The sequence below is a fragment of the Burkholderia orbicola genome, assembly GCF_900100915.1.
Lineage (GTDB): Bacteria > Pseudomonadota > Gammaproteobacteria > Burkholderiales > Burkholderiaceae > Burkholderia > Burkholderia orbicola.
This window is the reverse complement of record NZ_FNKW01000002.1, coordinates 1,012,688-1,030,930: the sequence shown is the minus strand read 5'-3', so window position 1 is coordinate 1,030,930 and position 18,243 is coordinate 1,012,688. Positions and strand designations below refer to the sequence as shown.

Here is an 18,243-nt window from a genome sequence, read left to right as displayed (position 1 = left end):
GCTCGTGCCCATCGCCACGTCACGACGGAATGGCGATAATCGGGGCGCGTTACCCGCCGGCGCGGCGGCTTTCCCGCGCACCGGCCGAACCCTTTCCATTCGCTTTCGGAATCACACGATGACGCTTTATCCGCAGGTATTACGCAACCGGCCGCGCATGGTCGCGGCGTTCGTCGCCGGCGTGCTGTGCGCGGTGCTGCTGCCGTTTCCGCTGCGCCCGACCGCGCGGGCGCTGATCGGCTGGGATTGCGCGGTCTGGCTGTACCTCGTGCTGATGTGGGTGCGCATGGTGACCGCGCATCATCACAAGGTGCGCGAAGTCGCGATCCGCGAGGACGAAAACGCGACGACCGTGCTGACCGTCGTGTGCCTCGCGACCGTCGCGAGCGTGGCGGCGATCGCGATCGAACTCGCGACCGCCAAGAGCGTCGGCTTCAGCGCGGGGCTCAGCCACTACGCGATCACGGGCGCGACGCTGTTCGGCGCGTGGTTCCTGATCCCGACGATCTTCACGCTGCACTATGCGCGGCTCTATTACGGCTCGCCGAGCAACGATCGCGCGCTCCGTTTCCCTGACCGGAACCCGGAGCCCGATTACTGGGATTTCCTGTATTTCGCGTTCACGCTCGCGGTCGCGTCGCAGACGGCCGACGTGTCGCTCGCGAACCGCTCCGCCCGGCGCTCGGTGCTCGCGCAGTCGATCCTGTCGTTCTACTTCAACATGGCCGTGCTCGGCTTGTCGATCAACGTCGCGGCGGGGCTGCTGAGCTGACGCCGGTTACTTGAGCAGGTCGTACCGGCCGCCGCGCTCCAGCGCGCGCTGGTACGCGGGCCGCGCATGGATCGTGTCGAGAAAGCGCGCGATCGCCGGATACCGGCTGCCACCGCCGCGCGCGGTCGCGGCTTCGAGCGGAAAGCTCATCTGGATGTCGGCCGCGCTGAAGCCGTCGCCGACGAACCAGCCGCTGCGCGCCAGCGCACCGTCGACGTGGCCGAGATGCAGGTCGATCTGCGGATCGACGAAACCCGACTGCAGCGTCGCGGCGATCTTGCGCGCGATCGGCCGCGCGAAGAACGGCATCGGCGCATGCGCGATCCGCAGCGCGACGAGCTTGAGCAGCAGCGGCGGCATCGCCGACCCTTCCGCGTAGTGCAGCCAGTACGTGTAGTCGTGCCGCTCGGGCGAGCCGGGCGGCGGCGCGAGGCGCCCGTTGCCGTAGCGTTCGACCAGGTATTCGATGATCGCGCCCGATTCGGCGAAGGTGCGGCCCTCGTCGGTCACGACGGGCGACTTGCCGAGCGGATGGATCGCGCGCAATTCGGCCGGCGCGAGCATCGTTTTCGGATCGCGTTCGTAGCGCACGATCTCGTACGGCACATCCAGTTCTTCGAGCAGCCAGAGCACGCGCTGCGAACGCGAGTTGTTCAGGTGATGGACGGTGAGCATGTCGAGGCCGGAAGGGGGCGGGAACGCCATCATACCGAGCGCGCGCGGCGCGTTCGCGAATCGTGTGGTGAGCGTCGTGGCGCACCGCATCGAATCGTCAAGCGCGCCGCACCGCGATCCACGCGCCCCAGAACAGGCTCGCGAAGAAACGCAGCGGCGCATCGAAGCCCGCGTCGCGCAGCAGCGCGAACACGGCTTCCTCGGACGCGGGCGGATCGGCGCCCTGCAGGATCTTCGCGAGTTGCGCGCGCACGGCGTCGGGCGTGGCGCCCTTCATGCGCCAGCGCTGCTGCCAGGCGTCGAGCAGGCGAGGGTGATCCGCGTAGCGGCGATGGTTGCCGGCGAGCACGAGCGGCGCGCCGGGCTTCAGCCGCCGCGCGATCGCATGCAGCAGCTCGGCTTTCGCGTCGTCGCCCGGCACGTGATGCAGCACGCCGATCAGCGTCGCGCCGTCGAACGCGGGCGCATCGGGCAACGCGTCGACGCCATCCTCGACGAACGCGGTACGCGCGCCGAAACCCGCGGCCTCGACATTCGAGCGCGCGAGCGCGAGCATCGGCGCGGACGGGTCGACGGCCGTGAATTGCCAGCCCGGTTCGAGCATGGCCGTCACGCAGATTTCCTGCCCCGTACCGCCCGCGCCGGCCACGAGAATCCGGGCATCGGTCGCACCGATCGACGACGCGAGCATGCAGGCGGCGAGTTCGTGGCAGGCATCGTAGCCGGCGAGCGCGATGCGTGATTGTTCGGCGTATTCGTGCGCACGTGACGGATCGAATTTCGCGGCGCTGGCCGGAAGCGACATGGCAGGTTCCTCTTTGACGGGAGCGGACGACGTGTCCGCGAGCATGACGCGCAGCGTATGTGCGCGCGGCCGGCGCAACAAGACGAGCAATCATTCCGGTATGCCGACTACCCGACTCGCGGGTGCATGCCGCTTCGTTCCGGCGGCGGTTTCCCGGGGTCGATTCGCATTTAAAAATGTCTGACCACGCCGTATCGCGGTGGCGAATCCGGCGCATACTCGTTTCTCTCCCCCCGCCTGGCCGTCGCATGCCGGGCTCCGATGTGCTGCGCCAGTGGCGCGGCCATGCCGCTCGGTACGCACGAGGAGCGCATGATGTCCGATTGTCCGCATGATCCGTACGCGCAGCACTACATCCATTGTTTGCCGTTTGGCGCGCAGCCCTGCGGCCCGCTCAGCACGACGCCGCGCACGCATTTCCGCGTGTGGGCGCCCGGCAGCACTCACGTCCAGCTCGAACTCGATACCGGCTACGGCCCGATACTCGTGCCGATGACGAGCGCCGGCCCGAACTGGTTCGAAGTTTTCGTCGACTGCGGCGCGGGCGCGCGTTACCGCTATCGTCTCGACGATACCGTGTCGATTCCCGATCCCGCGTCGCGTTCGCAACCCGAGGGGCTCAACGGGCCGAGCGAGGTCGTCGATCCGCGCGCGTTCACGTGGCGCAATACGTTCTGGCACGGGCGCGCATGGGAGGACGTCGCGCTCTACGCGATCCGCCCGCACGCGGTGGGCGGCTTCGACGCCGTGCGCCGCCGCCTGCCGCAGCTCGCGCGCCTCGGGGTGACCGCGCTGGAGTTGCTAGCGTCGCCGCACGACAGCCTGCCGTTCGCGCCGCTCGCGGCCGAAGGCGGCCCCGATGCGCTGAAGGCGCTGATCGACGCGGCGCACGGCTACGGTCTCGCGGTGCTGCTGGAGCTCGACTACGCGCGCTTCGGCAGCGGCACCGACGCGCTGCGCCACTATGCGGGGCCGTTCTTCCATACGCGCGACGATCCGTTGCAGGCCGCGCCGCTCGCGCTCGATCATCCGGAAGTCTGCGATTTCTTCTGCGACAACGCGCTGTACTGGATCGACGAATACCGTTGCGACGGGCTGCGCCTGCGCGAAGCCGACCGGATCGGCGTGTCGTGGCTGCGCGAGATCGCGGATCGCGTGCGCGCCGCCGTGCCGGCCGACCGGCTGATCCACCTCGTGCTCGGCAGCGAGCGGCATCCGGCGCATCTCGCCGATACCCATTTCGACGCGCAGTGGAACGGCTGCGGCGAACGTGCACTGCACCGGCTCACGGGGCGCGACCCGTCGGCGCATGAAGGCATTTCCGCGCACCAGTCGATCCACACGCTCGCCCGCGCGCTGACCGCGGCCGGCGCGGCGTACCAGCCGGCCGCGTCGTCTGACGGGATGGGCGCCGACGGTGGACTGTCGCTGACGTCGCTCGTGCTGTCCGATGGCGCATGGCGCGACGGCGGCCCCGGCGATCCCGGGCAGGCGGCCGGTCTGGCCGCGCTCGCGCTGTCGCTGCTCACGCCGCAGATCCCGCTGATCTTCGACGAGACCGCGCGCGACATCGATCGCGCGCATTTCGTGCAGTCGGCGCTCGCGGTGCGCGCGAAGCTGATCGCGCCGCGGCTGTCCGATTGCCGGCCGCAGGAAGCCCATGCGCTGAAGGCGGACGGCGACGGCGATGCCGACGCGCTGTGCGCATCATGGCGGCTCGCCGACGACGAGACGTTGACGATCGCGTTGAACCTGTCGCCGGATGCGGTGCCGTTCGATGCGCCGGGCGGACGGGTGGTGTTCGAGACGCCGGCGCGCGCCCGCGATCGGGTCGATGAAGGGGAATTGCCGCCGTATTCGCTCGTCGCGTGGCTGACCGGCGACGTCAATCGTTACGCGCTGACGCACGACGTGCGTCGCATCGACGACGGTTCGTGGCGCGGCATGCGTCCGAACCTGAACGCCTGAGCCGATGAACGCGTGAAGCGGTGCGGCCGGCCGCGGTCGTACGCAGCCGGCCGCCTGCCGGAAAAGCGCCGAATTACCAGAACCCGCGTATGCCCGCGATGCCGTACGCGCCGTGACGGCGCGCGTCGTCGAGATGCGCGCGCGTCATGCCGCCGAGCGCGAACACGGGCATCGCGGCCTGTGCGGCCAGCGCGTCGAATCGCGCCCAGCCGAGCGCCGGCGCGCCGGGGTGGCTGAGCGTCGGCAGCACCGGCGACAGCGTGACGAAATCCGCGCCAGCGCGCGCGGCCAGCAGCAGGTCGTCTTGCGTGTGGCACGCGGCGGACACCCATCGACCGGCCGGCAGCGGCCGTTGCGCGGCGGCGCGCAACGCGGCGCCGTCGAGATGCCAGCCGGCGCCGTCGAGCCGCATCACGCCGGCTGCATCGATCGGGCCGTTCAGCATCAGGTGCGCGCCGGCCGCGTCGCAGCGCGCGAGCGCCGCGGCGGCCAGCGACGCGAACGCGGCCGCGTCGAGCGATTTCACGCGCAGTTGCACGAGCGTTTCGCCGCGGGCGAGCACGGCCGACAGCCGGTCGAGGAACGCCGCCCGATCGGCCGCCGACGCGGACGCCGGTTCCGGCGTGATCACGCAGCAGCGCGGCAGCGGCGCGTTCATCGTGCGATGCGACGCCGGGCCGTCATTCGTCGGCCTCTTTCACGATCTTCGGATAGACGCGCACGAGCACGATGCGCGGCCCGTTCATCTTCTTCACGACGACGTCGAAGCGGTCGAACGACACGCGCTGCCCTTCGGTCGGCAGGTCGCTCAACGCCTGGATCACGAGGCCGCCGACCGATTCCGCGCGGCCTTCGTCGATGTCGATGCCGAGCGCCTGCTCGAGCGACACGACGGGCAGGCTGCCCTTGCCCATCAGCGTGCCGTCGTCGAGGCGGCTCCAGTCGGCGTCGCCCTGGCGGAATTCGTCGTGGATCTGGCCGACCAGCGCGCCGAGCAGGTTGTCCAGCGTCAGGAAGCCGATCGGCTTCTCGCCCTTGTTGCCGACCAGCGCGAAGTGCGGGGCGCCCTTGCGGAAGCGGCGGAACAGCTCCAGCGCAGGCGTATCGGGCTTCACGTACTGGACCGGGCGCACGTAGTCGGAGAGATCCTCGAGCGCGGCGCCCGCGTGACGCGCGAGCAGCAGGTCCTTCAGGTGGATCAGCCCGCTCACCTGCTCGCGCGACGCATCCTCGAACAGCGGATAGCGGCTGAAGCGGTGCCGCGCGACGATCTCCATGTTGTCGGGCAGCGGCAGGTCGCGCCGCAGGCCGATCATTTCATGGGCCGGCCGCATCAGGTCCGACACGGTCATCGACGAAAAATCGAGCGAATGCGCGAGCGTGTTCCACTCGTCGTTGGTGTACGTGCCGCGCGCCGGCTGGGCCGCATTGCCGGCCGCGCTGCGGCGGCTGCGCAGGATCAGCTTCAGCTCGTCGGTCGAATAGTGCGCATCGCCGCCGTGGTCGGCCGACAGCCCCGCGAGCCGCAGCACCGCGTTGGCGCTGGTGTTGAGCACCCAGATCGCCGGATACATCGCCCAGTAGAACGCGTAGAGCGGCAGCGCGACCCACAGGCCGACCTTCTCCGGCTGCCGGATCGCCATCGACTTCGGCGCCAGTTCGCCGACGACGATGTGCAGGAACGAGATCAGCGAGAACGCGAACACGAGCGAGATCAGGTGCACGACGCGCTCGGAGTGGACGCCGATCAGGTCGAGCAGCGGGCCGAGCAGTTGCGCGAACGCCGGTTCGCCGACCCAGCCGAGGCCGAGCGACGCGAGCGTGATGCCGAGCTGGCACGCGGAAAGATACGCGTCGAGCCGGCCATGCACGATGCCGAGGATGCGCCCGCGCAGGCCGTGCTTGCGGGCGAGGGTCTTGACGCGCGTCGCGCGGAGTTTGACGAGGCCGAATTCGGCCGCAACGAAGAACCCGTTCAGGGCCACCAGGAACAACGCGCCGATGAGCGCGAAGATCTGTAACAAAGAATCGCTCCGGTTATGACAGGCCCATCAGTATAGAGCCAGAAAGGAATTTGTAATGCGTCGGGCGACCGCTTGCTTACACCGGCGCCTCGCAGGGAATCGAGAACGTGAGGGTGGCGGCCGCGCCGTCGGCGAACACGTCGTGCGCGAACGTGCCGCCGTGCGCGAGGGCCACGCGCTGGCATAGCGCGAGCGTCCATGCGCTGCGTTTCGCATCGCGCTCGTGCAGCATCTCGCGCCGCGCGAACGATTCGAACGCGTGCGGCTGCGCGGGATCGACGAGCACGCCGGCATTCACGATGCAGGTGGCGCGCGCGGTGAACTGCGCGCCGTCGCGCGTGCAGGCGAACGCGACCCGGCTGCCCGCGGCGCTGGCTTCGACGGCCGTCGTCAGCAGGGTCCACAGCGCCTGTGCGACGCGTTCGCGATCGACGGTGAGCGACGGCTCGCCGTCCGGCAGCGTCGTGTCGAGCGCGACCTGGCGTGCGTCGGCGAGCGCGAACCGGACGAGCGCGATTGTTTCGTCGAGCAGCGCGCGCAGCGCGAACGGCTGCGGCGCGAGCACGAGCGTGCGCGTTTCCGCGCGCGGCGCGTCGAGCACGCCATCGATCAGCGCGACCTGCTGGTCGATGCCCGTGCGGATGCCCGCAAGCGCGCGCTGGAGATTGGGATCGGCATTGGCGAGCTGGCGCTCGAGCACGTAGGCCCAGCTGTGCATCGCATTCAGCGGGCTGCGCAGGTCGTGCGACGCGGTGGAGAGGGCCTGGTCGCGCAGGAACAGCGCCGCCTGGGCGGCGTAGTGCGCTGCGCGTTCGCGCAGCAGGTCGGCGGCGGGATCGACGGAAGTGGACGTCACGGAGCTGGCCTGTCGGAAGCGGTTGGCGTGGAAGTCACGCGAATCGCCATTATAGGGACGGTGGGCGTCACGCCGGCAGCGCGTCCTCGTCCTTTTTCCGTGCGTCGCCGTTCGGCAGCAACTGGCACGCGAGCAGGCCGGCCAGCATCAGCGCGCAGCCGACGAGCGCGCGCAGCGTCAGCGTTTCGCCGAGCGCGGCCCAGCCGGCGATCGCCGCGAACACGCCTTCCATGCTGAAGATCACGGCCGCGTGCGCGGGCGCCGCGTCGCGTTGCGCGACGACCTGCAGCGTATAGCCGACCCCGACCGACAGCAGCCCGCCGTACAGCAGCGTCGGCAGCGCGCCGCGCAGCATCGCGGCGCTGACCGGTTCGACCGCCAGGCCGACCGCGAGACACGCCACGCCGCACACGGCGAACTGCAGGAATGCGAGCACGAGCGGATCGTGGCGCTTCGCGAGATGGCCGACCGCCATCACGTGCGCGGCGATGATGACGGCGCCCGCGAGCTGGAACCAGTCGCCGTAGAGCACCGAGAAATGCTCGCCGATGCTGAGGAAATACAGGCCGATCGCTGCCAGCAACGCGCCGAACCACGTGCCCGCGCCGATCCGGTGGCGCGCGAGCGCGCCCATCAGCGGCACGATTACGACGTACAGCGAGCTGATGAAGCCGGCGTTCGCGATCCGCGTGTATTGCAGGCCGACCTGCTGCAGCGAGATCGATACGGCGAGCAGCCCGCCGAGCGCGAGGCCCGGCAGCAGCAGCGCCGGTTCGCGCCGGATCGCCTCGAGCTGCGCGCGCGACGCCGCATTCACCATCAGCAGCGGCACCAGCACGAGCGCGCCGAGCAGGAAGCGCAGCCCGGTGAACAGGAACGGCCCGATCACGTCGAGGCTCAGGCGTTGCGCGACGAAAGCGGAGCCCCAGATCGCGGCGGCGCCGAGCATCAGCAGGTTGGCGCGGAGGTGCTTGCGGGCGTCGGGCTTCATCGGCATTCGTCTGGATATTACGGGCGGCGGGCCCGCCAGTTTACGCCGAGATTGCAAGGCTGTCGGCAAACCTGCGCAACGCGGCGGCGGCGCGGGCGTCGCGTACGCGGGAATACAGCACGACCTGCGATTGCGGCAGCGGCGGCAACCCGAATTTCGCGCCGACGTCGACCAGCGTGCGCGGGGCGACGCGCCGCGCGAGCGGGCAGACGGCCAACCCGGCCGCGGCGGCCGCCGTGACCGCCGCGACCCCGCCGCCCGTGAAGCGCTCGCGCCACGGCAACCCCGCGCGATCGAGCGCGCGCAGTGCGGCGGCCCGCACCCCGCAGGGGCCGGCCAGCACCGCGAGCGGCAGCGGCTCGCCAGCCCGCGGCGCCCAGTCGGGCGCGGCAAGCCATGCCAGCGGCTCGGTGAACAGCGGCGTGGCGTCGTCGCGCGGTGGGTCCTCGCCGGGCTCGTGCCGCGCGATCACCGCGTCGAACCGCCGTTCGTCGTATTGCGGGAGCAGGCTCGTCGACGCCCCGAGATGCATTTCCAGCGACAGCCCGGGGTCCTGCCGGTGCAGGCTCGTCAGCACGGCCGGCAGGTCGGGCACCGCGACGTGCTCGCTGACGCCGAGCGACAGGCGCACCGTGCCGGTCGAGATCGCGCCGAGCGCACGCTCGTGCGCGTCGAGCAGCGCACGGGCGGCCGGCAGGAAATTCTCGCCGTCGGCGGCCAGCTTGACGACGCGCGGCGTGCGCGCCAGCAGCGGCTTGCCGAGATGGGCCTCCAGTCGCTTCAGCTTCAGGCTGACGGCCGATTGCGTGGTGCCGAGCGCATCGGCGGCGCGCGTGAAACTGGCGAGGTCGGCGACCAGCACGAAGGCGCGGACGGCATCGAGATCGAGTACTTTCATTTCAAATGAAAATAAATGAAATATTCATCAATGACTGTTCATTATAGGTGGCCGCGCCTAACCTGACGCTGTGTTTTCGTTCTTCACCGTCACTCACCGACAGGAGCATGACCATGCCATTCACCCGTATCGCCTTACGCGAAGGCAAGCCGGCCGCCTACCGCAGAGCCCTCGTCGACGGCGTGCAACGCGCGCTGATCCAGACGTTCAACGTCCCCGAGGACGACATTTTCATGGTCGTGACTGAGCATACGGCCGAGAACTTCGTGTTCGGTCGCCACTACCTCGATATCGAACGCAGTGACGATCTCGTGATCATCCAGATCACCGCGAACAACACCCGCACGCTCGAGCAGAAGCGCTCGCTGTACCGGGCGATCGCCGACAACCTCACGCAGCAGCCCGGCGTGCGGCAGGAAGACGTATTCATCGGTCTCGTCGAAGTGCTGAAGGAGAATTGGTCGTTCGGCAACGGCATCGCGCAATATGCGGTCTGACGTGCCGGCTTGACCTGCCACAGGGCGGCGGGGCCGGATCGACGCCAGCGGGTTTGGGCGGCGTGTACTATGGAAGCTGCTTCACGAGCGACGCCGGCGCGGTCGATGCGCCGGCGATCCTTCATGTGCAGGAGCCTCCATGTCGCGTGTGCTGGAAATCGTGTTGTCGTTGTCGCTGGAAGGGTGGCCGGTCAAGGGCGCAAGCCGTGCCCGTGGCGCGCAACGCGACTTCGGCGCCGAACTCGTGCGCGCGTGGCGGATCTGCCCGCAGGTCCGGATGCGGCGCGGCCACGAACGCGTGACGGTCGAGCCGTGCCAGATCGAGGAGGCCGAGCGGAGCCCCGGCGCGAGCTGGTGGACCTGGGTCGAATCGAACGCGCATGGCACGCGGGTCGTCGCATCGCGCACCCGGACGTTCGCCCCTGGCATCACGCAGCGCGAACTGTTCGACGCGGAACACGCGGGCATCGTCGTCGCGACGCCGCTGCCGGTGCCCGCGACGGCTGGCGCGGCCGATGCCGACGCAGCACCGGCCGCCGAAACCGACGGCGGTGCGCCGGACACCGACGAAGCGCGGGCCCAGGCGTCGGCGCTGCGTCTCGTCAGCGAACGGCGGCGCGGGCGCTGGGCCGACGACAGCGGCGTCGTGGTCGAGATGACGCTCGACGACATCACGCTGCACGGCGGCGGCGAGCCGCCGCGCCGCCACGTCGAGCTGCGCCTGGCCGCGCCCGACTGGGAAACCGTGGCCGCGCGCACGGCGGCGCTGCACGCGCTGTTTGCCGCGGCGCGCGAACTGAGCGGCGCGTGGCCGGCCTTCGTGCAACTGACGAGCGTGATCGACCGCGCCTGTGCGGGCGGACCGGTGGCCGCCACGCTGGTCAAGGCGCAGCCCGTCGACCTGACCGGCATCCGCACGCAGCGCGCCGCGCTGTTCGTGCTGTCCGGCGACATCACCGCGCAATGGCTCGGCAACGAGTGCGGCGTGCTCGATCGCGACGACCCGGAATTCGTGCACCAGATGCGCGTCGCGCTGCGCCGCCTGCGCACGCTGATGCGCTTCTTCCCGCGCTTCACCGACCGTCAATGGAAGGACACGCTCGGCGTCGACCTGCGCTGGCTCGCCAAGCTGCTCGGCACGGTGCGCGATTGGGACGTGTTCGCGACCGAGAGCCTGCCCGCGCTGATCGCGGCCGACGGCGGCGGCGGCGACTGGGACGGCACGCTCGACGCCGCCCGCGCGCAGTCGATGGCCGCGCGCGTCGAGCTGCGGCAGGCGCTGCATTCGGCCCGCTATGCGCGGCTGACGCTCGGCTGGCTCGAATGGCTGAGCGCGCTCGCGCTGCCGGCGGCCGACGGCGACGACGCGCCGTCGCTGCGGCGTCACGCGACCAAGCGCGTACGGCGGCTGTTCGGGCATCTCTACGGATCGCCGTCTCTCACGTCGCTCGACACGGCGGCACGCCACCAGGTGCGGATCGATGCGAAGCGGCTGCGCTACGCGCTCGAATTCTTCGCGTCGCTGGCGTCGCGCCGCACGCGCACCGAGACGGTCAAGACGCTGGCGCGCGTGCAGAGCGTGCTCGGCGAAGCGAACGACGCGATGGTCGCGCTGCACCATCTCGAGCAACTGGCGGCGCCGCCGTATCAGCTCGGTTTCGTGCGCGGCTACGGCGCCGCGCTCGAACAGCGGGCGGCGCGCGACGCCGAGACGCTGCTGGCCAGCCTGCGGCCGCCGAAGCTCGACGGCAAGCCACGCTGAGCGCCGCGCGCCGCCCCTATAATGGCCGCCCGTTTCCCGCACGCATGCCGATGATGACCGACGTCCCGCCTTCTTCCTCGTCCGCCGAACCGCTCGAACTGGGCGGCGAGCTGTGGCTGCGCGCCGGCGAACAGACGCTCGGCGGCGCGACGCGCATCGCGCTGCTCGCGGCGATCGGCGACACCGGTTCGATCACGCGCGCGGCGAAGGCCGTCGGCCTCAGCTACAAGGCCGCGTGGGACGCGGTCGACACGATGAACAATCTCGCCGGCGAACCGCTCGTCGCGCGTTCGACGGGCGGCAAGGGCGGCGGCGGCACGACGCTGACGCCGCGCGCGACGTCGCTGATCGCCGCATTCCGCACGATCGAGCGCGAGCATCGCCGCTTCATCGAGGCCGCGAGCGCGGCCGTTGCCGGCTTCGACGTCGACTGGGCGCTGATCGGCCGGATCGGGATGAAGACGAGCGCGCGCAACCAGTTGTTCGGCAAGATCGCGTCGCTCGTGCGCGGCACCGTCAACGACGAGGTGACGCTTGCGCTGCCGGGCGGGCAAGCCGTCGTCGCCGTGCTGACGCACGAAAGCGCCGAGGCGCTCGGGCTGCGGGAAGGCGCGCACGCATGCGCGCTGGTGAAGGCGTCGTGGGTCGTGCTCGCCGTCGACGATGGCGGGCCCGACCTGAAGGTGTCCGCGCGCAACCGGCTGCACGGCAGCGTCGACGCCGTCGCGGCGGGCGCGGTGAACAGCGAGGTGACGCTGGCGCTCGACGGCGGCGGGACGCTGACGGCCGTCGTGACCAACGACAGCGTCGATGCGTTGCAGCTCGCCGCCGGCCGGCGCGCGATCGCGCTGTTCAAGGCGTCGAGCGTGATTCTGGCGGTGACGGGCTGACCTGGCCGGCAGCCGACGTGCAGGGCGGGGCGAAGCCGGTGCCGCACGCGTATGCATCGCACCGGCTTCGTTTCCGCTTGCAGTATGCGCCGCGCCGCGGCGTCTCTCAGGCTCCGACGTGGCGGCCAGTGCCACGCTCACGACCACGGCGTCGCGCGCTCAGGTGACGCGCGTCGGCCACTCGGCGTGCGGCGGGCTCGCCTGCACGCGTCCTTCGCTCAACTGCACGACCTGGTCGCCGAATGCGGCGACGTCGTCGGGGTCGTGCGAGATCAGCACCATCGGGATGTCGAGCCGCGCCTGCAGTTCGGCGAGCTCATGGCGCATGCGCTGGCGCATCGCGCCGTCGAGCGCCGCGAAGGGTTCGTCGAGCAGCAGGATGCGCGGCTGCGCGACCAGCGCACGAGCGAGCGCCACGCGCTGCTTCTGCCCGCCCGACAGTTGCGACGGGTATTGCCCCGCGAGCGATTCGAGGTCGAATGCGCGGAGCCAGTACGCGACCTCCGGCGGCACCGTCTTCGCGCGCGGGTTGCGCAGCCCGGACGTCAGCCCGAACGCGATGTTCTGCCGCACGTTCAGATGCGGGAACAGCGCGTAGTCCTGGAACAGGTACGCGACACGGCGTTCGCGGGTCGGCACGTCGATCCGGCGCGCGGCGTCGAACAGCGGCTCGCCGTTCAGCGTGATCGTGCCTGCGTCGGGCGTCAGCAGCCCCGCGATCGCCTGCAGCGTCATGCTCTTGCCCGCGCCCGACGGCCCGAACAGCACGACGCGCTGCGTCGTCGCCGTGAATGACATGTCGAGCGTGAAGCGGCGCTCGGCGCTCGCGTAGGTCTTGCGGATGTCGACGACGAGGCTCATGCGGGCCTCCGCCGAAGCGGGCCGGCCGCCGGACGACTCCGGCGATGCGGACAGGACAGGCGCTTCATGTCAGCTGGCTCCGCCGGGCGCGCGACGGCACGAGCCAGCCGGTCGCGAGCAGCACCAGCACGCAGGTGATCGACGTCACCAGCACGAGGAAGTTGGCCGTGCTGTCGTCGCCGGCCTGCACGGCCGCGTAGATCGCGACCGACAGCGTCTGCGTGCGGCCGGGCAGGTTGCCGGCGATCATCAGCGTCGCGCCGAATTCGCCGAGCGCGCGCGCGAACGCGAGCAGCGCGCCGGCGAGAATCCCGCGCGTAGCGAGCGGCAGCGTCACGCGGAAGAACACCGCGGCTTCGCCGAGCCCGAGCGTGCGGGCGGCGCGCTCGAGATGCGGATCGACGCCTTCGAACGCTGCCCGCGCCGATTTCAGGATCAGCGGAAACGCGACGACCATCGACGCGATCACCGCGCCTTGCCACGTGAACACCAGCTCGATACCGAACTTGTCGAGCCACGCGCCGAACACGCCGCGCCGGCCGAGCAGCACGAGCAGGTAATAGCCGAGCACCGTCGGCGGCAGCACGAGCGGCAGCGTCAGCACGGAATCGACCACGTCGCGCAGCGGCGAGCGCCAGCGCGCGAGCACGAACGCGGCCGCGACGCCGAGCACGATGTCGAGCGCGGTCGCCCAGCCGGCGACCTTCAGCGACAGCAGCAGCGGGACCCAGGCGTCTTGCATCGCGATAAGCTCACTTGGCGGGCTTGAAGCCGAACGTCGACAGCACGGCCTGGCCCTGCGGCGACGCGACGAAATCGATGAACGACTGCGCCTGCGCGGCGTGGCGGCTGTCCTTGACCACGGCGATCGGGTAGGTGATGACCGTCTGCGTCGGCACCGTCAGCGCGACCTTCACGCGGCCCGGCATGATCGCGGCGTCGGTGCCGAACACGAAGCCCGCGTCGACCTCGCCGCGCGCGACGTAGTCGAGGCTCTGGCGCACGTTGGCGGCCAGCACGCCCTTCGCGCTGACGGCATCCCACACGCCGGCCGCGCGCAGCGCACCTTCGGTGTAGCGGCCGACCGGCACCGAGGCCGGGTCGCCGTACGCGATGCGCTTCACGCCGGGCGCGGTCAGGTCGTTCAGCGACGTCGGCGCGGCCGCGCGGCTGTCCGCCGGCACGATCAGCACCAGCGAGTTCGCGGCGAAATCGCGGCGCGTGCCGGGCACGATCACCTTTTCGTTCACCGCGCGATCCATCGCCTTCTGGTCGGCCGACGCGAACACGTCGGCCGGCGCGCCCTTGGCGATCTGCTGCATCAGCACGTCCGATGCGCCGAAGTTGAACAGCACCTTGGTGTCCGGGTGCTGCTTCTCGTACGCGTCGCCGACGGCCTTGAATGCGTTCGTCAGGCTGGCGGCGGCCGACACGACCAGTTCGTCGGCTGCGGAAGCGGGCGCGCTGAACGCGAACCCGGCGGCAAGCGTGGCGATCGGCAGCAGGCGAAGCAGGGTGCGGCGAAGCGGACGGACGGTTGAGCGCATGGTGGATTCGTTTTGAACGGGTGGAAACCGTAATCGTAATATAGGGCGGGTTATAACGCTTGGCATACTGCGCATGCGACGGTGCGCATGAAATGGTCGGACGTGAGAAGGGCTGGCCGGGCGGGCCGTCACGCGTGAAGCGTAGGCGGCGCCGACTCGGTGCGCTGCAGCGACGACGGTTGCGACGCGGGATGGTAGTTCGGGTTGGCCTTCCAGCGCGCGCGGACGAACGGGCGCTCGTGGCCCGACAGTTCCAGCGCGACCTTGGTGACCCAGCGGTGCGACGGCACCGTGAGGCCGTGCAGCGCCACGGTGACGAGCGCGAGGCTCGCGACGACCGCCGGCACCGACCAGCGGTGCGGCACCGCGCGCCACGAGCCGGCGATGAACGCGAGCGCGGCGATCGCCCCGACGATGCAGCCGGTGATCGATTCCGACGGCGAATGCGCGTCGAGCGCGACGCGCGACACGCCGACCGCGACGCCGGCCGCCAGCCCGAGCGCGATGCCGGCGATCCGCACCGGCGTGCGCGTGCGGATCAGCGCGAGGAAAATCGCGACCGGATACACCGACGTCGACAGCATCGCATGCCCGCTGAAGCCGGTGAAATCCCACGCACGAATGCCGATGCCCCAGCCGAGGAACGCGATCTTCGTGAGCGCCACCACGCCGATCGCGGCCGCCAGCACGCCGAGCCACGCGGCCGCGCGCCGCCACGAGTAGCCGAGCGCGAGCCAGACGGCAATCGTGATCGCGAGCGGCAAGGTCAGCCCGGCGCCGCCGAACGCGGTGATCATGATCCACAGGTGAGAAGGCAGGTCGAACATCGGGAAGGGGACGAACGAAGGCGGGAGAATGCTTAAATCAACGCGCGAGCCGGGAAGAACGACTACAACGGATACAAGCGGCGAAGCCCCAGTATAGCGCCGCGTCCGCATGAGGCCCGTTTTTTGCGCCGCCGGCAACGGCCGGCGTGCAGGAAAAATCCTGGAAACAATGTTATGGTGCATTGCACAAAGTCGAACGATGCATCCGTTGTGGCACTCTCATGGCGCCCCTATTTTTCCTGACTGCGAGCCCGAGCGATGACCAAAAGTCTCACCAAAGTGTGGCTGGGCGGCATGAAACGCATGCTGTCCCCGACCGCCAAGCGCGCGGCGCGCGATGCCCAGCGCATCACACGCGACGCACTCGAGGCCGCGGCCTCCGACCTGTCCCCGCCGCGCGAATCGCGCGTGCGGCCGCGCGCCGCCGCATGGGCGGCCGGCGAGTGGACGCGGGGCGAACATCCGATGACACCCGCGCTCGGCCGCCTCGTCCAGAATCTCGCATACGGGCTCTACATACCGCCCGGCCGCCGGCGTGGCGCGATGCCGCTGGTCGTGATGCTGCACGGCTGCCAGCAGTCCGTCGACGAGTTCGCGCAGGGCACGCGCATGAACCTGCTGGCCGACAAGCACGGTTTCGCGGTGCTGTATCCGGAACAGTCGCTGCGCGCGCATACGCACGGTTGCTGGCACTGGTATGAAGACACCGATCGCGCGGGGCGCGGCGAGGCGGACACGGTGGCGTCGCTGGTCGACGCGCTGGTCGACGAGCATGGCTTCGACGCGTCGCGTGTTTACGTCGCGGGGCTGTCGGCCGGTGCGGGGCTTGCTTCGCTTCTTGCACTGCACCATCCGGACCGCTTCGCCGCGGTCGCGCTGCACTCGGGCCCCGCGCTCGGCGAGGCGAATTCCGGCATCACTGCGATGGACGTGATGCGGCGGGGCTTGAGGCAGAACCCGGCCGCGGCGGTCGATGCGCTGGTCGATACCGGCGCCTATCCGGGCATGCCCGCGCTGATCGTCCAGGGTGACGGCGATCATGTCGTCGCGCCGAAGAATGCCGATCAGCTGACCGTGCAGTTCATGCGCCTGAACGGGCTCGCCGACAGCCGAGGCGCGCTGCGCGGCGGCGAGCGGGTCGAGACGCGCGAAACGGGCGCACAGATTACCGACGTGTGCCGCGACGGCGAGCCGGTGGTGCGGCTGTGCCACGTGAAAGGGCTCGATCACGCGTGGGCCGGCGGCGACGAAGCCGTGCCGTTTCACGCGGCGGTCGGCCCCGACGCCAGCGCGATGATCTGGGCTTTTTTCGAAACCCGTCGCCGCACTGTGGCGACCGAACGACGCATCGTCTGATCGACACTGGTCAAAGCCTAGGGTTTTCCCTATAATTCGGGAAAACCCTAGTCCAGAACCTTTGAATAGCGAGATCGATCATGTACCTGCTGAGCCACCTCTTCCTGATGCTGACCAAGAACGCTGACAAGGCCGCGAAAGAGCGCGCCGACGCGTATCTGGCCGAAGCCACCGACATCTATGACCTCGAATTCCGCATGCGCAAAATCGATCGCGACGCGGCAATGAACCGTCCGTATTCGATCGGCGCGCGCTAAGCGGCGCACGCGGGCCTGCCGGCCCGCCATTTCGATGAATCGCGCAAAAGGGCGCGTGCGGCACCATGCCGCACGCGCCCTTTTTGTATTTCCTGAGCCCTGAACCTGTACCGCGTCAGACGACCGTCAGGCGCACCGGCACGTTGTTGCGCGTGGCGTTCGAATACGGGCACACGTGGTGCGCCTTGTCGACCAGCACTTGCGCGTCGTTCTTGTCGAGCCCCGGCAGCGACACGCGCAGCTCGATGTCGAGCCCGAAGCCGCCTGCGTCGTTCGGGCCGATGCCCACTTCCGCCGTGACTTGGGTATCGGCCGGCAGCGTCTGCTTGTTCTGGCCCGCGACGAATTTCATCGCACTCAGGAAACAGGCCGAGTAACCTGCGGCGAACAGTTGCTCCGGATTCGTGCCTTCCGCGCCCGTGCCACCGAGTTCACGCGGCGCGGCCAGTTTCACTTCCAGCTTGTGGTCGGCGGATACCGCGCGGCCGTCGCGGCCGCCCGTGCTCGTGGCGCTGGTCTTGTACAGAATGTTCATCGTGCAGCTCCTGTCGGGAAGAGAGGGGAACAGCGGTCCGGTCAGACGGAATGTCGCCGGCCATGGACAAAATATAGAACACAAATCATTAGTGTGCAAATGAAATTTTGAAGAAAAACCCGGCAGCGCCGGGCAAGGTCGGTTCGTGCCGGGCGTGTCAACGTTCGTTGGCCACCGACAGCGCGTCGCGCAGCTGCTGGAGATCGGCGCGCAGCCTGATCAGGAATTCGGGTGTCTGTTGCATCGCGCAAAAGAGGTCGGCGGGCACCGAGCGCGCGCGATCCTTCAGCGCTCGGCCTTCCGGCGTCACGCGAACGTTGACGACACGTTCGTCGGCCGCGCTGCGCACGCGCTCCACGTAGCCGAGCGCTTCCAGCCGCTTGAGCAGCGGCGTGACCGTAGCCGGGTCGAGGTCGAGCCGCGCGGCGATGTCCTTCACGGCCATGTCGTCGCGCTCCCACAGCACGAGCATCGCGAGATATTGGGGATAGGTCAGCGACAGCTTGTCGAGCAGGGGCTTGTACGCCTTCGTCATCGCGTGCGAAGTCGAATAAAGCGCGAAGCACAGTTGCTCGTCGAGCGTCTGGGGCAGCGGAGGCAGGCGGTCCATGGTTCGGGAGGCGCGGCAATGCGCGAACGATTTGTACGCAAATTATTTTGCGCGCAAAAGATCGGGTTGAACAGGGCCGACCAGAGGCGGTCGATATGGGAAAAGGGGGAAG

20 protein-coding genes are annotated in these 18,243 nt (G+C 69.5%); 7 read left to right on the top strand and 13 right to left on the bottom strand.

Features of this window, described 5'->3' with window-relative positions; translation table 11 throughout:
* Positions 1-118: 118 nt before the first annotated feature.
* The gene (locus tag BLS50_RS21485; protein WP_027808987.1) at positions 119-772 is read left to right on the top strand and encodes a DUF1345 domain-containing protein; all 654 of its coding nucleotides are present in this window, start codon (positions 119-121) and stop codon (positions 770-772) included.
* Between the two features lie 6 nt (positions 773-778).
* Here BLS50_RS21485 and BLS50_RS21480 read toward each other — a convergent pair whose 3' ends face one another.
* Together BLS50_RS21480 and BLS50_RS21475 are read right to left on the bottom strand one after the other, a co-directional pair.
* Positions 779-1,447 (bottom strand): glutathione S-transferase, encoded by a 669-nt coding sequence (locus tag BLS50_RS21480; protein ID WP_074806578.1) that lies wholly within the window; start codon positions 1,445-1,447, stop codon positions 779-781.
* A 97-nt stretch (positions 1,448-1,544) separates the two neighbouring features.
* Positions 1,545-2,252, bottom strand: a complete 708-nt coding sequence (locus BLS50_RS21475; RefSeq protein ID WP_074806575.1) for a class I SAM-dependent methyltransferase — start codon at positions 2,250-2,252, stop codon at positions 1,545-1,547.
* Positions 2,253-2,567: 315 nt separating this feature from the next.
* Here BLS50_RS21475 and BLS50_RS21470 point away from each other — a divergent pair, with 315 nt between their 5' ends.
* On the top strand, positions 2,568-4,220 hold the full coding sequence (locus tag BLS50_RS21470; protein WP_074803951.1) for a DUF3459 domain-containing protein: 1,653 nt from the start codon (positions 2,568-2,570) through the stop codon (positions 4,218-4,220).
* 73 nt (positions 4,221-4,293) lie between these two features.
* On the opposite strand, the gene BLS50_RS21465 is transcribed toward BLS50_RS21470, so the two are convergent.
* The 5 genes from BLS50_RS21465 to BLS50_RS21445 form a co-directional block, all read right to left on the bottom strand.
* Positions 4,294-4,878 (bottom strand): thiamine phosphate synthase, encoded by a 585-nt coding sequence (locus tag BLS50_RS21465; protein WP_074803949.1) that lies wholly within the window; start codon positions 4,876-4,878, stop codon positions 4,294-4,296.
* Positions 4,879-4,900: 22 nt separating this feature from the next.
* Positions 4,901-6,244, bottom strand: coding sequence for a hemolysin family protein (locus BLS50_RS21460; RefSeq protein ID WP_011548171.1), 1,344 nt, complete (start codon positions 6,242-6,244; stop codon positions 4,901-4,903).
* Between the two features lie 76 nt (positions 6,245-6,320).
* A complete protein-coding gene (locus BLS50_RS21455) occupies positions 6,321-7,100 on the bottom strand; it encodes a sensor histidine kinase (RefSeq protein WP_074803947.1) in 780 nt (259 codons plus the stop codon).
* Positions 7,101-7,167: 67 nt separating this feature from the next.
* Positions 7,168-8,091: a DMT family transporter gene (locus tag BLS50_RS21450; RefSeq protein WP_074806572.1), complete on the bottom strand. Its 924-nt coding sequence runs from the start codon at positions 8,089-8,091 to the stop codon at positions 7,168-7,170.
* A gap of 40 nt (positions 8,092-8,131) precedes the next feature.
* On the bottom strand, positions 8,132-8,989 hold the full coding sequence (locus BLS50_RS21445) for a LysR family transcriptional regulator (protein WP_011548168.1): 858 nt from the start codon (positions 8,987-8,989) through the stop codon (positions 8,132-8,134).
* A gap of 113 nt (positions 8,990-9,102) precedes the next feature.
* On the opposite strand from BLS50_RS21445, the gene BLS50_RS21440 reads away from it, so the two are divergent.
* The 3 genes from BLS50_RS21440 (at position 9,103) to BLS50_RS21430 (ending at position 12,138) form a co-directional block, all read left to right on the top strand.
* Positions 9,103-9,486 (top strand): tautomerase family protein, encoded by a 384-nt coding sequence (locus BLS50_RS21440; protein WP_074806569.1) that lies wholly within the window; start codon positions 9,103-9,105, stop codon positions 9,484-9,486.
* Between the two features lie 139 nt (positions 9,487-9,625).
* On the top strand, positions 9,626-11,248 hold the full coding sequence (locus tag BLS50_RS21435; protein WP_074803945.1) for a CHAD domain-containing protein: 1,623 nt from the start codon (positions 9,626-9,628) through the stop codon (positions 11,246-11,248).
* Positions 11,249-11,301: 53 nt separating this feature from the next.
* Positions 11,302-12,138 (top strand): TOBE domain-containing protein, encoded by an 837-nt coding sequence (locus BLS50_RS21430; RefSeq protein ID WP_027812965.1) that lies wholly within the window; start codon positions 11,302-11,304, stop codon positions 12,136-12,138.
* Positions 12,139-12,297: 159 nt separating this feature from the next.
* Here BLS50_RS21430 and BLS50_RS21425 read toward each other — a convergent pair whose 3' ends face one another.
* From BLS50_RS21425 to BLS50_RS21410, 4 genes are all read right to left on the bottom strand, one after another.
* A complete protein-coding gene (locus tag BLS50_RS21425) occupies positions 12,298-12,999 on the bottom strand; it encodes a sulfate/molybdate ABC transporter ATP-binding protein (RefSeq protein WP_011548164.1) in 702 nt (233 codons plus the stop codon).
* Between the two features lie 64 nt (positions 13,000-13,063).
* Positions 13,064-13,741 carry a molybdate ABC transporter permease subunit gene (gene modB / locus BLS50_RS21420; RefSeq protein WP_023474414.1) on the bottom strand — a complete coding sequence of 226 codons (678 nt, stop codon included), beginning with the start codon at positions 13,739-13,741 and terminating at the stop codon, positions 13,064-13,066.
* Positions 13,742-13,751: 10 nt separating this feature from the next.
* Positions 13,752-14,546 (bottom strand): molybdate ABC transporter substrate-binding protein, encoded by a 795-nt coding sequence (modA, locus tag BLS50_RS21415; RefSeq protein WP_074803943.1) that lies wholly within the window; start codon positions 14,544-14,546, stop codon positions 13,752-13,754.
* A 128-nt stretch (positions 14,547-14,674) separates the two neighbouring features.
* On the bottom strand, positions 14,675-15,373 hold the full coding sequence (locus tag BLS50_RS21410; protein ID WP_006479453.1) for a phosphatase PAP2 family protein: 699 nt from the start codon (positions 15,371-15,373) through the stop codon (positions 14,675-14,677).
* 258 nt (positions 15,374-15,631) lie between these two features.
* On the opposite strand from BLS50_RS21410, the gene BLS50_RS21405 reads away from it, so the two are divergent.
* Together BLS50_RS21405 and BLS50_RS21400 are read left to right on the top strand one after the other, a co-directional pair.
* Complete coding sequence (locus BLS50_RS21405; protein ID WP_074803941.1) at positions 15,632-16,729, top strand: extracellular catalytic domain type 1 short-chain-length polyhydroxyalkanoate depolymerase; 1,098 nt, start codon at positions 15,632-15,634, stop codon at positions 16,727-16,729.
* Between the two features lie 80 nt (positions 16,730-16,809).
* Entirely contained in the window at positions 16,810-16,986 is a 177-nt protein-coding gene (locus tag BLS50_RS21400; protein ID WP_011548159.1) for a DUF3563 family protein, read from the top strand.
* A gap of 115 nt (positions 16,987-17,101) precedes the next feature.
* On the opposite strand, the gene BLS50_RS21395 is transcribed toward BLS50_RS21400, so the two are convergent.
* Positions 17,102-17,521, bottom strand: a complete 420-nt coding sequence (locus BLS50_RS21395; RefSeq protein ID WP_074803939.1) for an organic hydroperoxide resistance protein — start codon at positions 17,519-17,521, stop codon at positions 17,102-17,104.
* A gap of 157 nt (positions 17,522-17,678) precedes the next feature.
* Complete coding sequence (locus tag BLS50_RS21390; protein ID WP_006479449.1) at positions 17,679-18,131, bottom strand: MarR family winged helix-turn-helix transcriptional regulator; 453 nt, start codon at positions 18,129-18,131, stop codon at positions 17,679-17,681.
* Between the last annotated feature and the right edge of the window lie 112 nt (positions 18,132-18,243).